The 15,179-nt window shown below is 69.0% G+C and carries 9 protein-coding genes; 1 reads left to right on the forward strand and 8 read right to left on the reverse strand.

Annotation, left to right across the window (positions count from 1 at the left end; translation table 11 throughout):
* Positions 1–18 precede the first annotated feature (18 nt).
* Positions 19–5,802 carry a hybrid sensor histidine kinase/response regulator gene (locus ACUH78_RS04755; protein ID WP_445332836.1) on the forward strand — a complete coding sequence of 1,928 codons (5,784 nt, stop codon included), beginning with the start codon at positions 19–21 and terminating at the stop codon, positions 5,800–5,802.
* Between the two features lie 83 nt (positions 5,803–5,885).
* Here the strand turns inward: ACUH78_RS04755 and ACUH78_RS04760 are convergent, their stop codons facing one another.
* From ACUH78_RS04760 to ACUH78_RS04795, 8 genes are all read right to left on the reverse strand, one after another.
* Complete coding sequence (locus ACUH78_RS04760) at positions 5,886–7,049, reverse strand: THUMP domain-containing class I SAM-dependent RNA methyltransferase (RefSeq protein WP_445332837.1); 1,164 nt, start codon at positions 7,047–7,049, stop codon at positions 5,886–5,888.
* A gap of 218 nt (positions 7,050–7,267) precedes the next feature.
* On the reverse strand, positions 7,268–8,290 hold the full coding sequence (locus tag ACUH78_RS04765; RefSeq protein WP_445332838.1) for a formate dehydrogenase subunit gamma: 1,023 nt from the start codon (positions 8,288–8,290) through the stop codon (positions 7,268–7,270).
* A 10-nt stretch (positions 8,291–8,300) separates the two neighbouring features.
* Positions 8,301–8,537: a hypothetical protein gene (locus ACUH78_RS04770; RefSeq protein ID WP_435751351.1), complete on the reverse strand. Its 237-nt coding sequence runs from the start codon at positions 8,535–8,537 to the stop codon at positions 8,301–8,303.
* Positions 8,534–9,160 carry a formate dehydrogenase FDH3 subunit beta gene (fdh3B, locus tag ACUH78_RS04775; protein ID WP_445332839.1) on the reverse strand — a complete coding sequence of 209 codons (627 nt, stop codon included), beginning with the start codon at positions 9,158–9,160 and terminating at the stop codon, positions 8,534–8,536. Before fdh3B ends, ACUH78_RS04770 begins: the two co-directional genes overlap by 4 nt.
* 18 nt (positions 9,161–9,178) lie before the next feature.
* Positions 9,179–12,091, reverse strand: coding sequence for a formate dehydrogenase subunit alpha (locus ACUH78_RS04780; protein WP_445332840.1), 2,913 nt, complete (start codon positions 12,089–12,091; stop codon positions 9,179–9,181).
* A 13-nt stretch (positions 12,092–12,104) separates the two neighbouring features.
* Positions 12,105–12,311 (reverse strand): twin-arginine translocation signal domain-containing protein, encoded by a 207-nt coding sequence (locus ACUH78_RS04785; protein WP_445332841.1) that lies wholly within the window; start codon positions 12,309–12,311, stop codon positions 12,105–12,107.
* Between the two features lie 68 nt (positions 12,312–12,379).
* A complete protein-coding gene (locus ACUH78_RS04790; protein ID WP_445332842.1) occupies positions 12,380–13,027 on the reverse strand; it encodes a TorD/DmsD family molecular chaperone in 648 nt (215 codons plus the stop codon).
* 10 nt (positions 13,028–13,037) lie between these two features.
* Positions 13,038–15,146: a 4Fe-4S binding protein gene (locus tag ACUH78_RS04795; protein ID WP_435751355.1), complete on the reverse strand. Its 2,109-nt coding sequence runs from the start codon at positions 15,144–15,146 to the stop codon at positions 13,038–13,040.
* Between the last annotated feature and the right edge of the window lie 33 nt (positions 15,147–15,179).

The raw sequence follows: 15,179 nt of genomic DNA on the forward strand, positions 1-15,179 counted from the left end.
CCGCCAGGAAGATCAAGCATGACAAACGCCACCGAGCCCGACCTGGGCGCGCTGACCTGGGTCAAGGGCGAAATCGATGCCGCGCTCGCGCGTGCGCGGGAAGCGCTGGAGCAAGGCGCCGACGCCGACGGCACCGCCGGCCTGCAGTTTGCCCAGACTCACCTGCACCAGGTTCGTGGCGCGCTCGCGATCGTTGGCCTGGACGGTCTGACCCAGTTCGCCGACGCCACAGAGAAACTGCTCTCGTCCATGGCACATGGCGAGGCAGGCGCACCTGCAGCGCAGCGCGAACTCGTGCGGCGCGCACTTGCGATGATCGGCAACTACCTTGATGAACTCGCTCACGGCGCGCCAGACCAGCCGCTCCGCCTTGGCGAGACCTATCTCGAGCTCGTCGCAGCGTCTGGCCAGACCGCAGCAGGTCCGGTGGACCTTTTCTATCCGGATCTTTCCCGCCGCCCCCCGGCCTTGGTCGCCTCTTCTACAGCCTCCGCTACTCCCTCAGCCAGCGACGACGCCGGCAGCGCACTGCGCAACGCGCGCAGCCGCTTCGAGCGCGGCCTGCTCGACTGGTTGCGCAAAGGCAACGCGGGCGAAGGCGCGCGCACCATGCGCGAGGCGATCGCCGAGGTCGCCAGGCTGCAGCAAGGCGCACCCGCGCACGCGCTGTGGTGGATCAGCCTGGCGTTCTACGACGCCCTGATCGCAGACGACCTGCAGCCCGAACCCGCAGTCAAGCGCCTGTGCACCCAGATCGACGCCCAGTTCCGTCGCCTGCTCACCGGCACCGCGTCGCAGCCCGATCGACTGCTCAGGGAGCTCCTCTACGAGATCGCCCACTGCCCGGCAGTGACGCCGCATCAACGCGCCGTCCGCAGCTTCTACGGCCTTGAAGCACTGCTGCCAACCGCCGGCGTGCAGGTGAGCGGAACGCCGACTGCTCCGCTGCTCGACGCGCTGGGCCGGCACCTCGCCGCCGCCCGCCTGCATTGGGATGCGTTCTGTGCGGGGACGGCCGTCGACCTGCAGCATTTCGAGCATGCGCTCGTGGAGATGGGACCTTCCGCTGCAACGTTCTCGCGCCCGGGCGTCGAGCGCTTGATCGGCGCGCTTGCTGGTTTCGCTCACTGGCTGCGCCGAGACCCCTTGCAGTTGCCCCAGGCAGCCGCGATGGAAGTCGCCACCGCGCTGCTCACGCTCGAAACCGCACTCACACCGCGCCCCGCGGAGCCCGGCTTCACGGCCCGCGCCGACGCGCTGGCCGAGCGCCTCGCTGCACTTCAGCGCGGCGAGACCCTGGGCGAGGATGAAGGCGGCGACAGCTTTCGCGCCGCAAGCCAGGCACAGGAAAAGGCCGCCATCGAGCAACTCGTCAAGGAGATGCGCAGCAGCTTGGCGCAGGTCGAGCAGACCCTGGACGACTTCTTCCGAGATCAGGCCAAGCGCGATCCGCTCGAGAAGTTGCATCACCCGCTGCAGCAGATCATTGGCGCGCTCAGCGTGCTGGGCGAAACGGAAGCGCTGGCCATCGTGCGCGACGCGGCGACGAGGATCGCCAGCCTCACGCGCGAAGATGCCAGCCCCGAGGACGGCAAGCTCGAAGCGCTCGCCGAGCGGCTGTCCGCCTTCGGCTTCTATCTGGACGCCCTGCCCCGCGGCGGCGCCAACATCCACGCCCTGTTGGCGCACGGTGTACCTGGAGCGCCTCACTCAGCCCCCACTGAATCTGCCCAGCCGTACGAACCCGAGGACGAAGCCGGCGCACCGGTACAGATGCCGGTAGCGGAGGCGGAAACCCCGGCAGCAGCGATCGACGAGGCCCTCAACGACGAACTTGCCCGGGCGCAGCAACTGCTCAACGAGCCGCAGGCTGCGCTCACACTGGCCCCCCTTGCGAAGCCGGCCGCCCCACCGACGGTCGAAGCCGAACCGCCTGCAGCGGCGCCTGCGACAACCGAGCCTGCTGGAGAGGAGCAGGCGCCGATCGATGAGGAACTGCTGGGCATCTTCATCGAAGAAGCGCACGAGGTGCTGGCAACGCAAAGCGAGCAGCTCGAGCTGCTACGCACCGCGCCGGGAGACAGGGAGGCCCTGGTCACGATCCGCCGCAGCTTCCACACCCTCAAGGGCAGCGGGCGCATGGTTGGGCTCACTGCGTTGGGCGAGGTGGCATGGGCGGTGGAGCAGACGCTCAACCGCTGGCTGCAGCTCGAATGGCCGGTGACCCCTGCGCTGCTGCACTTCATCGACGACGGTCGCGAAGTGTTCTCGCGCTGGGTAGCGCTGCTCGAAACCCGGGACATGAGCCCAGTCGAGGCAAGCGCCCTGATCACCGATGCCGAGCGCTTGCGCAACGCCGAGCAAGCGCCCGTCCTTCCAGCGCAGGATCAGCCACCGGCCGAGCCGGAAGTGCTCGAACCCGCGCTTCCCGAAATCCCGCCGCCCGAGCCCGAGGCGAGCAAACCGGAACCGGCCGCCGAAGCCGAGATGGTGCTCGAGAGCGCAGCCTTCCTCATCGACGCCGAGCTCGGCGAACTTCCCCCGCTCGGGCCGGAGGAGACTGCGGAAGCGCCCCATGCACCGGCACCGGCACCGGACAACGAAACGCCGGAGGCCGCAGCATTTTCGATCGAGGACTTCCCGGCTCCCGACCTTTCCTGGGACGAGGAAGACCACCTGCTCGAGCCGCTGGAGATCGACCTGCTGCCCGAACCGATTGAAGCCGAGTTGCCCCCCGAAGCGGCCACTGCCTCCGCGGAGCTTCCTGAATTCGAGCGCGCAGAACCTGAGGCGGCAGACGCCCTGGATGAGGAGACGGCGACCGCCCCCACCCTCGAGGCGGTCGACATCCCCCCCACCGAAACGGCCGAACAGCCGGCGGTGGTACGCATCGGCGACGTCGAGATCTCCGCCGCACTGCACGAACTCTATTGCTCGGAAGCGGTGCAGCACCTCGACACGCTCGCCAGCGAGCTCCTGGCCCTGCAGGCCGGCGCCCACAGGCCGCCTTCCGCCGCGAGCATCCGTGCAGTGCACACCTTCACCGGAATCTCGGGCACGACACGGCTCGACGCCCCCCACAAACTCGGGCGCGCGCTGGAGCGCGCACTCGAGCGGCTGGCCGAGGGCGGGCGCGTGCCCGACGCCGAAGAGCTCGCGCTGTTCGAAGACGCGCAGGCCGCCATGCGCGCCATGCTCGCCGAAACCTGCGCCGGGCAAGCACCGCAGGCCACACCCACGCTCGTGAGTGCACTCGATTCGGCCGCACGGATGCTGGAGCCCCCTGCGCCCACCGAGGCAGAACCGGCGATGAAGGCCGAGCCGGCGGCTCAGAGCGCGTTGGCGGTCGAGGACGAAGGCGAGATCGAGTCCGCACTCGACGTCGAGCTCAAACCTGCGGCCGGGGTGGAGCCACCCAGCGAGGTCGCGACCGAGCCCCTCCGAAGCGAGCCCGCCCCGTCGGAAATTCCGACGTCCCCGGTGCGCACGGAATCCGCCGCGCGGGAAGCGGCCGAACAGCTCCCGCCCGTCCGCGACGACCTCGACGCCGACCTGTTGCCGATCTTCCTTGAGGAAGCCGGCGAAGTCCTGGGGCAGTTGCACGACACCCTGCGCAATTGGCGCAATGCCCCGCATGCCGATAGCGAAGCACCGAAGGTGCTCGCGCGCCTGCTGCATTCGCTAAAGGGCAGCGCGCGCATGGCGGGGGCAATGAGCCTCGGCACGCAGCTGCACCAGCTCGAATCCCGGCTTGAGGACGGCCTTGCAGCACGCGAGTCCATCGCCAGCCTGGTGGACGCACTCGCTCACGGCCTGGATCAGTCCGAGCAAACGATCGGCGCACTCACCCTGGGTGACCAGGCTGCCGAGGTGCCCGGCGAGGCCGCCGGGGCCGAAGGTGCAGCACGCGCGCCCACCGCGGCCGACGAAGGAACGCCTCAGGGCGAAGCCACTCCCGACGCCGAAGTGCTGAGCAGCCCGACCCTGCGCGTGCGCACGGAGTTGATCGACCGCTTCGTCAACCAGTCGGGCGAGATCGGGGTCGCACGCAGCCGGATCGACGGCGAGCTGCGTACGCTGCGCCGCTCGCTGCTGGACCTCACCGAGAACGTCATCCGCCTGCGCAACCAGCTACGCGAAGTGGAGATCCAGGCCGACGTGCAGATGCAGTCGCGCATCGCACAGTCGGGGGCGGAGCATGGCGACTTCGACCCGCTCGAGCTCGACCGCTACACCCGCTTGCAAGAACTGACGCGGATGATGGCCGAGAGCGTCAACGACGTGACCACGGTGCAGCAAAACCTGCTGCTGAACCTGGACGGCGCCGAGCTTGCCCTCAACAGCCAGGCACGTCTGGCCCGCGATCTCCAGCAAGGTCTGATGCAGGTGCGGATGCTGCCCTTCGAAAGCCTCGCGAGCCGCCTCTACCGGGTGGTGCGGCAGAGTGCTCGCGACCTCGGCAAGCGCGCAAACCTGGACCTGAGGGGCGGCCGCATCTCGGTCGACCGCAGTGTGCTGGAACAGATCGCCGCGCCGCTCGAGCACCTGCTGCGCAATGCGCTCGCCCACGGCATCGAAACGCCCTCGGCACGTCATGCCGCGGGCAAGCCCGAAACCGGCGACATCATTGTGAACGTACGCCAGGAAGGCAACGAGATCGCCATCGACGTCTCCGATGATGGCGCCGGCCTCGATCTCGAGCGCATCGCGGCCCGCGGCCGCGAACGCGGTCTGCTGGGCGAGCACGAGCAGGCCGACGAACGACGCCTCACCAACCTGATCTTCCTTTCGGGCTTCAGCACCGCGAGCGAACTGTCCGCAGTGTCGGGGCGCGGCGTCGGCATGGACGTGGTCAAGGCGCAGGCCGCCGCGATCGGCGGGCGGGTGAGCGTCGCCTCCACACGCGGTGCGGGCACGCGCTTCACGATCCACATCCCGCTCACGCTCGCGGTCACCCGCGCGTTGCTGGTGCAGTCCGGCGGACGCACCTGGGCCATTCCGTCCAGCCTCGTCGCCCAGGCGATGGAACTCAAGCCCGCCCCGCTGCGCACGCTGCAGGAGCAGCACGGCTACGCGTGGCAGGGCGAGCACTTCCCCTATCGCTATCTGCCGCGCCTGCTCGGCGACCGCGACGCGCGCCCGCTCGAACAGCGCTACAACTGGGTGCTGCTGCTGCGCGCCGGTGCGCAGCGGCTTGCCCTGCATGTGGATGGATTGCGCGGCAACCAGGACATTGTCGTCAAGAATGCGGGGCCGCAGCTCACCCGGGTGGTCGGCATGTCCGGCGCCACGGTACTCGGCGATGGTGAGGTCGTGATCATCCTGAACCCGGTCGCGCTCGCCAGCCGAGGGCTCGGCGAGCAGGAGATCGACAGCATCCATCTGCCGCCCGAGTCCGAAGCCCCGCCACCGCTGCATCTGCCCACGGTGATGGTGGTCGACGATTCGCTGACCGTGCGCAAGATCACCGGGCGCCTGCTCGAGCGCGAGGGCTATCGCGTAATCACCGCGAAGGACGGCGTGGACGCGCTGGAGCAACTCATCGACACGCTGCCCGACGTCGTGCTCTCGGACATCGAGATGCCGCGCATGGACGGCTTCGATCTGGTGCGCAACATCCGCGCCGACAAGCGTCTGCAGCACCTCCCGGTGATCATGATCACCTCCCGTCTGGCCGAGAAGCACCGTCGCTACGCAGAAGAGATCGGCGCCAACCACTACCTCGGCAAGCCCTACCAGGAAGAGGAACTGCTCGCGCTGGTGGCGGGATACATCACGGGTCAAACCCAAGCCCCGGCCTGATATCCGCCCCGCGGCCCCTGCCCGCGCGGGGGCCGCGCGTGCGGACCCCGCCCCCTCCGGGCCGGGCCCACAGCCACGCTTGATCAGGCCTCGTCGCGTGCCGGGCGCTCGCGGTTGCTGCCACTCACCATGCGGTACTCATACAGCCGGCATTCAAGCGCACCGTTGAACAGGGGCGTGCGCCGACTGGCCTTGAGGCCAATGAGCTTGGGCAGCGCGGTGTCCGCGCTGAAAAAATAGCAGCGCCAGCCGCCCCAGCGCCGTTTGAGCGCATCACCCAGGCGCGGATAGAAGGCCGCAAGCGCCTCCGCCTCGCCCAGGCGCACGCCATAGGGCGGGTTCGCCACCATCACACCGGACTGCGCGGGCGGCTCTCGCTCGAGCAGATCGGCGCGCGAAAGGCTCACACAATCCGCCAGCCCGGCGGATTCGAGGTTCACCCGGCTCCGCCGCACCCATTCGGCGACGATGTCGGAACCGTGGATGGGCAACGCGCGCACTGGCTTGCGCCGTGACTCTGCCGCTCGCCGCAGCGCCGCCCAGGCCGCGCGATCGTGAATGCGCAGGCGCTCGAAGGCGAACCCGCGTCCCAGCCCGGGAGCGACATCGAGGGCCATCTGCGCCGCCTCGATGAGGAAGGTACCGCTCCCGCACATCGGGTCGATGAGCGTCTCTCCCGGCTGCCACCCCGAGAGCCGCAGGATGCCCGCAGCGAGGTTCTCCTTCAGCGGCGCTTCGACTGCAGCCGGTTTGTAGCCGCGCTTGTAGAGCGGCTCGCCGGAGGTGTCGACATAGAGCGTCGAAGTGTCGGCAGTCAGGAACAGGTGGATGCGCACGGCCGGGTTCGCGGTGTCCACGCTCGGCCGGCGTCCGGCCACGGTCCTGAAGTGGTCGCAGACCGCATCCTTGATCCGCAGCGTGACGAACTCGAGGCTCTTGAGCGGGGATTTCTGCGCAGTGACGTAGATCCGGATCGTGTCGTCGGGCGTGAACCACTTCGCCCAGGTCACGCTGTACGCAAGCTTGTAGAGATCGACTTCCGCGCGATAGCGCCCCTGGGCCACCCGCCACAGCACCCGGGTCGCAAGCCGGCTCTCCAGATTCGCGCGCTGGCAGGCGACCCAGTCGCCCTGCCAGCTCACCCCACCATGGACCGCCTTCGCCTCGCGCGCCCCCAGGCCCGTCAGCTCCTCCACGAGCAGCGCCTCGAGCCCACGCGGGCAGGGAGAGAAGAAGGTTTCAGCCATGAGGTGCTCCGCGCGCGTTCAAAGCCGGCATTCTACCCGCACGAATCATGGAGATTGCGGCATGTGCCCCGAAGCAGCCGCACAACGCGCATGACACGGGCACGGGCACGGGCAGCGAGAAACGCGCAAAACGGGGCCCCACGCAGCACATGCCACGCGGGGCCGAATGGCCCGGGCTGCAGGGAGGCGTCGCCCGGGCGGGGAGAGAAAACCGGCGTTCAGGGGTGCCCGGACTTGCCCGCCTTGATGTCGTGATACCACTGCTCATGGTGCTCGCGCGCCCAGGTCTCGTCGACGTAGCCGGTCTTCATCGACTCGTAGGCGCCTTCCGCGCCCAGGGTGCCCATGTAGATGTGGCCGAAGGCCAGGCCCAGCATCAGGATTGCACCAATGGCATGCACGATGTTCGCGGTCTGCATATCAGCCCGCGTCCAGTCGCCCAGGTTCGGGAAGTCCATGACCAGCCCGGAGACCGCCACGGTGAAGCCGAGGATCGTGACCCCGAACCAGAACCAGGTCTTCTCGCCAAAGTTGAAGCGCCCCGAGGGCACGTGGCTGCCGTCGAGCAAGCCGCCGGCGCGGCGGATCCACACCGCGTCGATCGGCCGCCACACGTTGTCGCGCAGGAAAGCGAAGAACATCAGCAGCACGAACACCGCGAACAGCGGGCCGACGTAGTTGTGCACCAGCTTGCCGGCGTTGAGCAGCAGGCCCAACCCGCCGTGGCCGATGAGCGGCAGCAGCACATGCTTGCCGAACAGGATCGCCACCCCGGTGACGGCGAGCAGCAGGAAGCTGATTGCCGTGCCCCAGTGCACGAAGCGCTCGAAGCCCGAGAAGCGCAGCATCTTGCGCCCGGTCTTCTGCCCGTGCAGCTTCAGCGTGCCCTTGACCAGCCAGAACAGCAGGATGGCCGAAGGCACGAGGATGAGGAGCCAGCCGCCGTACAGCGTGACCGGGCCGTTGCGCAGCTGGCGCCAGGTGTTGCCTTCGCTCTGGATCAGCACGCCGGCCTCGGGGCCGCGCACGGTGGTGAAGTGCTCCTCGCCGGAGCGCACCGCGCGCCACACCGGTGCGTTGTTGAGCGGCCGCTCGACCTGGCGCTGGGCCTGGTCCGCGGCGCTGCTGCCGGGCGGCGGTTCGGCCGCGCGCAACGGCAGCGCCGTCGCCCACAGCATGAGCGCGAGCAACAGCACGGCCAGCCAGCCGCCGTGTCGCACCCGCATCGATGGTGTCGTCATGGCGCTCTCCTCACTGGATGCGGTTGTACTCGTTCTGGCCGCGGGCGCGCTCCTTGAGCGCCTTCTCCCAGGCCGCACGGTCGCCCTTGAACTCGCCGCCGTCCCAGGGACGGGCGTCGGTCTTGCCGCGGTACTGGCCCTGCTCGTACACGGTGACCTGCGGCACCTCGCTGCACGCCGACAGACCGAGCAGCGCGACGCCGGCGAGCGCCGCGAGCGAGATCGACTTCAGTTTGCGCGCGCTCATGACTGGCCCTCCCGCTTGCGTTCCTGCTTCTGCTGGCCGCCGCCGTAGGCGGCATCCCAGCCCCACACCTCGGCGCCGGTGCCGCGGCGCAGCACGCGCTCGCGGAAGATGTTGGCCACCACGTCGGCGTCGCCGGCGATCAGCGCCTTGGTCGAGCACATCTCGGCGCACAGCGGCAGCTTGCCCTGGGCGAGGCGGTTGGAGCCGTACTTCTCGTACTCGGCCGCCGAGTTGGTCTCTTCCGGGCCGCCGGCGCAGAAGGTGCATTTGTCCATCTTGCCGCGCGCGCCGAAGGCCGCCGGGCCGTTAGGGAACTGCGGCGCGCCAAACGGACAGGCGTAGAAGCAGTAGCCGCAGCCGATGCACTTGTCCTTGTCGTGCAGCACCACGCCGTCTTCGGTCTTGTAGAAGCAGTCGGTCGGGCACACCGCCATGCACGGCGCGTCCGAGCAGTGCATGCAGGCCACCGAGATCGAGCGCTCGCCCGGCACGCCGTCGTTCATCGTCACCACCCGGCGGCGGTTCACGCCCCAGGGCACCTCGTGCTCGTTCTTGCACGCGGTGACGCAGCCGTTGCATTCGATGCAGCGCTCGGCGTCACAGAGAAATTTCATGCGTCCCATCTTTTATTCTCCTCGCCCTCAGGCCTTGCTCACGCGGCACAGGGTGGTCTTGGTTTCCTGCATCATGGTCACCGAGTCGTAGCCGTAGGTGGTGGCGGTGTTGACCGCCTCGCCACGCACGACCGGCGCCGCACCCTCGGGGTAGAACTCGAGCATGTCCTTGCCCTGCCACCAGCCGGAGAAGTGGAAGGGCAGGAACACTGTGCCCGGCGCCACGCGCTGGGTGACCTGGGCGCGCACCTTGAGCTTCGCCTTGGTGGGCGACTCGACCCAGATGTACTCGCCGTTGCGGAAGCCCGCGTCGTTGGCGTCCTTCGGGTTCACCTCGGCGAACATCTCCTGCTGCAGCTCGGCCAGCCAGGGGTTGGAGCGGGTCTCCTCGCCGCCACCCTCGTACTCGACCAGACGGCCGGAGGTCATCACCAGCGGGTAGTCCTTCGAGATGTCCTTCACCTTCTCCTGCATCGACTTGTACAAGGTGGGCAGGCGCCAGAACTTCATCTTGTCGTCGTGGGTCGGGTACTTGGCGACCAGGTCCGGGCGCGGCGAGTAGATCGGCTCGCGGTGCTGCGGCACGGGGTCGGGGAAGTTCCACACCACCGCGCGCGCCTTGGCGTTGCCGAAGGGGTGGCAGCCGTGGTTCTTCATCGTGACGCGGATGATGCCGCCCGAGGGGTCGGTCTTCCAGTTCTTGCCCTCGGCCGCGGCCTTCTCGGCCTCGGTGAGCTCGTCCCACCAGCCCAGCTTCTTCAGCAGCACGTGGTCGAACTCGGGGTAGCCCATCTGCAGGTCGGCGCCCTTGGAGGCCGAGCCCTCGCCGGCGAGCAGCGACACGCCGTCCTTCTCAACGCCGAAGTTGGCGCGGAAGTTGCCGCCGCCGTCCATGACGTGCTTGGAGGTGTCGTAGAGGTTGGGCGTGCCCGGGTGCTTCATCTCGGGCGTGCCGTAGCACGGCCACGGCAGGCCGAAGTACTCGCCGTCGCAGGGGCCGCCCACCGCCTTCAGCGTCTTCACGTCGAAGGTATGCATGTTCTTCATGTGCAGCTTGAGGCGCTCGGGCGACTGGCCGGTGTAGCCGATGGTCCAGGTGCCGCGGTTGATCTCGCGCAGCGTGTCCTCCATGCTCGGCTCGTCCCAGCCCTGGGCGTCCTTCTCGAGCTTGATGTTCTTGACGAACTCGTCGGCCCAGCCGAACTTCTTGGCGAAGGCGTACATGATGGTGTGGTCGGGCTTGGACTCGAACAGCGGCTCGATGACCTTCTCGCGCCACTGGATCGAGCGGTTCGACGCGGTGGCCGATCCGACGGTCTCGAACTGGGTGCAGGCCGGCAGCAGGTACACGCCCTCCTTCCTCACCATCGCCGCCATCGCCGCGGTCGCCGACGGGTAGGGGTCGATCACCACCAGGGTGTCGAGCGCCTTCATCGCCTCGACCATCTCGGCGCCGCGCGTCTGCGAGTTGGGCGCGTGGCCCCAGTACACCACCGCGCGCAGGTTGCCCGCAGGCTGGTCGATGAGCTCCTTGTTCTCGAGCACGCCGTCGATCCAGCGCGACACCGTGATGCCGGACTTCTCCATCAGCTCCTGCGAGACGTAGCGGCTCTTGACCCACTCGTAGTCCACGCCCCACACGTTGCACCAGTGCTTCCACGAACCGGTGGCCAGCCCGTAGTAGCCGGGCAGCGAGTCGGGGTTGGGCCCGATGTCGGTCGCGCCCTGCACGTTGTCGTGGCCACGGAAGATGTTGGCGCCGCCACCCGACTTGCCGATGTTGCCGAGCGCAAGCTGCAGGATGCAGGAGGCGCGCACCATCGCGTTGCCGATCGAGTGCTGGGTCTGGCCCATGCACCAGACGATGGTGGAGGGCCGGTTCTCGGCCATGGTGCGCGCGGCCAGCAGCATCTGGTCCTCGGGCACGCCGCAGGCCTCTTCCACCTGGTCCGGCGTCCACTTGGCGAGCACCTCCTCGCGGATCTTGTCCATGCCGAAGACGCGGTCGTCGATGTACTGCTTGTCTTCCCAGCCGTTCTGGAAGATGTGGTACAGCAGGCCGAACAGGAAGGGCACGTCGGTGCCGGAGCGGATGCGGATGTACTGGTTGGCCTTGGCCGCGGTGCGGGTGAAGCGCGGATCCACCACGATCATCTTCGCGCCGTTTTCCTTGGCGTGCAGGATGTGCAGCAGCGACACCGGGTGCGCCTCGGCCGCGTTCGAGCCGATGAACAGCATCGCCTTGGCGTTCTGCATGTCGTTGTAGGAGTTCGTCATCGCGCCGTACCCCCAGGTATTCGCCACGCCCGCCACGGTGGTGGAGTGGCAGATGCGCGCCTGGTGGTCGCAGTTGTTGGTGCCCCAGAAGGAGACGAACTTGCGCAGCAGGTAGGACTGCTCGTTGTTGTGCTTGGAGGAGCCGATCCAGTACACCGCGTCGGGGCCGGATTCCTCGCGGATCTTGAGCAAGCGGTCGCCGACTTCGTTCAGCGCCTGCTCCCAGGAGATCTTCTGGTACTTGCCGTCGACCAGCTTCATCGGGTACTTCAGGCGGTATTCGCCGTGGCCGTGCTCGCGCAGGGCCGCGCCCTTGGCGCAGTGCGCGCCGAGGTTGATCGGCGAGTCGAACACCGGCTCCTGGTGCACCCAGACGCCGTTGCGCACGATGGCGTCGCTGGCACAGCCGACCGAACAGTGGGTGCACACGGTGCGGCGCACTTCGGCCTTGCCCTCGGCGCGCGACACGCCCGCGGGCGCGGCGGCCTCGGCGGCGCCGATGAAGTTGTAGGGCAGCTGGGTGGCGAGCGCCCCCGCACCCACACCCAGGCCCGAGCGCTTCAGGAAGGCGCGGCGGTCCATGGTCTGGCCGAGCTGGCGCGCGGCGGCGCCGCGCAGGCGACGCGCGCCGGTGGCGGCGGTCGCGGATTTCTTCGTCAACATCCTCGCGTCCTCCTCAGATCCGCGTCGTGCGGTAGTAATTGCGCATGTGCTCGCTCACGCCCTGGTCTGCGGCCTCGCGGCGCGCGTCCTCCACCACCTGGGCGGTGACCGGCGTGGCTTGCGCGGCGGTCGCCGCCAGCGCGGCGGCGCCCGCTGCACCGCCGGCACCGATCGCGGCCATAAAGTTGCGGCGCGACAGCTTGGTTTTTTCGTCCTTCATCCTCGCTCTCCCCTCTATGCGCCGGAGCGGCTCGTGCCGGCCCGGCCTCGTTTCCATGGCAGCCGCGCTCAGCGCGCTTCCGCCTCCAGCATGTCGAACGCCTCGCGCTCGATGTCCATGAAGGCCGCCAGCAGGCCGCCGACCTTCGCGTAGAAATCCGCCCCCGGCGCCGCCGCCAGCGCACCGGCGAACTGCGCATACCAGGGTGCGAGATGGCGACCGAAGAAGCGCCGCTGGCGTTCCAGCCCCGCGGCGTCCGGCCCGGTCAGCACCAGGTGGCGCATGACCTCGGCAAGCGCGGCGATGTGGTCCTCGGTCTCGGTGACGCCCGCCCGACGGCCCAGGCCGAGTTCGGCGAGTTCGTCGCGCAGTTCGGCGAGCGGCTCTTCCTGCAGGAAGCCGGTGAGGTACCAGGAGCCATTGCACATGACCTCGGGCTTGCCGACGGCCACGAAGAGCGCATCGAACTCATCGGCCACCGCCTGCGCCGGCATCGCTTGCGCCGCGGTGCCGAGGGCGGCCCAGGCGCGCGGCAACTCGCCGCCTTCGCCGCCGAGCGTGCGCCCGGTCTGCGTGAGTGCGACCAGCAGCGCGGCATCGGGCGGGGCGTGGAACAGGCGGGCGAGCAGCGCGTAGTGCTCGGCACGCGCGCGGTCCTCGTCCGACCAGGTCGGCTGCGGCTGGAGGGCAAATGTGGAGGTCGCGGTGTCGTTCATTCGGAGTCGTTCATTCAGTGAGGTCCCAGGCCTTCACGGCCGGCCCGGCCTTCATCATGTCGATCACCCGGCAGTCGGCGCACATGCGCAGGCGCGCGCGCTCGGCCTCGCCGGCGAACATCGAGTGTCCGGAAAGGCGGGCGATCATGGATTCGATCAGCGGCGCGGCGCCCATGGCCTTGCCGCAGGCGGTGCAGTGGAAGATGTCGGCCTCGCGCAGGGCGCGGGCCTTGCGTGCGTCCTCACCGAGCAGCAGGCGCGGCGCCAGCGTGATCGCGGACTCCGGACAGGAGGCCTCGCACAGGCCGCACTGCAGGCAGTTCTTCTCGACGAACTCGAGGCGATAGGCGTCGCTCGCCGCGCGCAGCGCGCCGGCCGGGCAGGCACCCGTACAGGACATGCACAGCGTACAGGCATCGGACACGACCACCTGGCCGAAGGGCGCGCCAGCCTTGAGCGCGATCGCCGCGGGCAGGCCGGCGGGCGTGTGTGCCGCCGGAGCCTGCGCGACCAAGTGGCGCAGCGCGAAATCCAGCGTCTCGCGTTTCTTCAGCAGCAACTGGAAGCGCGCGGGCTCGGCGACACCGGTGGCGGGCACCCAGCCGTAGAGCGCTGCCTCGAGCACCTGCCAGTCGTCGGCGTCGGCCTCGATCACGCGCAGGTGTTCTCCGCGGTAGCCGAGCGCAGTAAGAATGGTCTGCCCGTGCCCTGCCTGCGCCTGCAGCGGCGCGGCGTCGTGGCTGCCGGCGGCGAGCACCGCCACCTGACAGGCGCCGAGCGCGAGGCTGCCGAGCATCAGGTCCAGCCCAACCGCGTCAACGCTCCACACCTCGATCGGGATCACCCGCGCCGGCAGGCCGCGGCCGCGGCGGGCCAGGCGCGCGATGGCCGCGGTGCCGGCCTCGGCGGAGTGGAACAGCAGGCAGGCGTCGCTGCCGCCGGCGCGCGCGTACTCGGCGAGCAGCGTCTTCACGCGCTGGCCGAGCTCGGGCACGCGCGGATACTGGAAGGAGAGCGCGCCCGAGGGGCACACCGTGCTGCAGGTGCCGCAGCCCTTGCAGAGCCAGGGGTCGACCGCGATCACGTCGCCCTGGCTGCGGATCGCTTCGGTGGAGCAGGCTTCGATGCAGTTCGTGCAGCCGGTCTTCTTCGCCCGGCTGTGGGCGCACAGGCCGGCCTCGAAGGCGACGTAGCGCGGCTTCTCGAACTCGCCCACGAACTCCCCCAGCGCCTGCACCGCGAGCGCCTGCTCGAAGGGGTCGCGTCCCGGGGCGGCGTAGCCGTCGGGCAGCTCGACGCGGCGCAGCAGCGGCTCTACCGAGAGGTCGAGCACGAGGTCGAAGCGCTCGCGGCGTGCGGTGTCGACGCGCGCGAAGTCGATCGCGCCGATCTCACCACAGGCGGCGACGCAGGCGCGGTGGCTGCGACAAGCGTCGGCGTCGACCTGCAGATCCCAGCCGATCGCGCCCTCGGGACAGGCCTTCACGCAGGCGTTGCAGCGCACGCACAGCTCGAGGTCGATCGGGTTGTCCTGCGTCCATTCCAGCGCGAAGGCGCCCAAATGACCGGAAAGCGCCACCGGCCTGCCCGTCCACACCGGATACGTGTTGACCGCCGGCAGCTCGGCATCCTTCGTGCGCGCAGTGATCAGCACAGCCGGCTCGAAGCTGCCCGCCAGGCGCTCCGCCCAGCCCAGCGCCGCCCCCGCCTCACCGATGATCAGCAGGCTGCGCCCGGCCGACATCTGCACCGCCGCCACCGGCTCAGGATCGGCCAGCGTGGTCGCGGCGGCGATCAGCGCGGCGAGCTTGGGCGTCGCAGCGGCGGATTCGGCCGACCAGCCGGCGTTTTCGCGCAAGTTGAAAAAGCGGATGCGCTCGCCGGCGCCGGATTCCTCTGCAAGCTCGGCGAACAGCGCAGCCTCTTGCGTACAGCCGACATGCACCGTGCGGGCGCCGCCGAGGGACGCCTCGAGCACCGGCAGTTCGCTGCCGCACAAGGACCGATGGCAATGCACCGCTGCGCCTGCAGCGTCGGCCAACCGCCCGGGGTCGAGCGTGAAGCTTCGGTTGCAGTCGCAGAGATGAACGCGGGCAGTCGTATCGTGGCGGTCGGGCATGTTCAGTTCCTTCTATCGCCTAAGCAAAGCAGT

The organism is Thauera sp. ZXT1-4 (assembly GCF_052598215.2).

Bases quoted from the DNA above. Each gene is read 5' to 3' on its own strand.
- ACUH78_RS04755 (WP_445332836.1), top strand. From the start codon at position 19: ATGACAAACGCCACCGAGCCCGACCTGGGCGCGCTGACCTGGGTCAAG.
- ACUH78_RS04790 (WP_445332842.1), bottom strand. From the start codon at position 13,027: ATGAACGACACCGCGACCTCCACATTTGCCCTCCAGCCGCAGCCGACC.
- fdh3B (WP_445332839.1), bottom strand. From the start codon at position 9,160: ATGGGACGCATGAAATTTCTCTGTGACGCCGAGCGCTGCATCGAATGC.
- ACUH78_RS04780 (WP_445332840.1), bottom strand. From the start codon at position 12,091: ATGTTGACGAAGAAATCCGCGACCGCCGCCACCGGCGCGCGTCGCCTG.
- ACUH78_RS04785 (WP_445332841.1), bottom strand. From the start codon at position 12,311: ATGAAGGACGAAAAAACCAAGCTGTCGCGCCGCAACTTTATGGCCGCG.
- ACUH78_RS04795 (WP_435751355.1), bottom strand. From the start codon at position 15,146: ATGCCCGACCGCCACGATACGACTGCCCGCGTTCATCTCTGCGACTGC.
- ACUH78_RS04760 (WP_445332837.1), bottom strand. From the start codon at position 7,049: ATGGCTGAAACCTTCTTCTCTCCCTGCCCGCGTGGGCTCGAGGCGCTG.
- ACUH78_RS04770 (WP_435751351.1), bottom strand. From the start codon at position 8,537: ATGAGCGCGCGCAAACTGAAGTCGATCTCGCTCGCGGCGCTCGCCGGC.
- ACUH78_RS04765 (WP_445332838.1), bottom strand. From the start codon at position 8,290: ATGACGACACCATCGATGCGGGTGCGACACGGCGGCTGGCTGGCCGTG.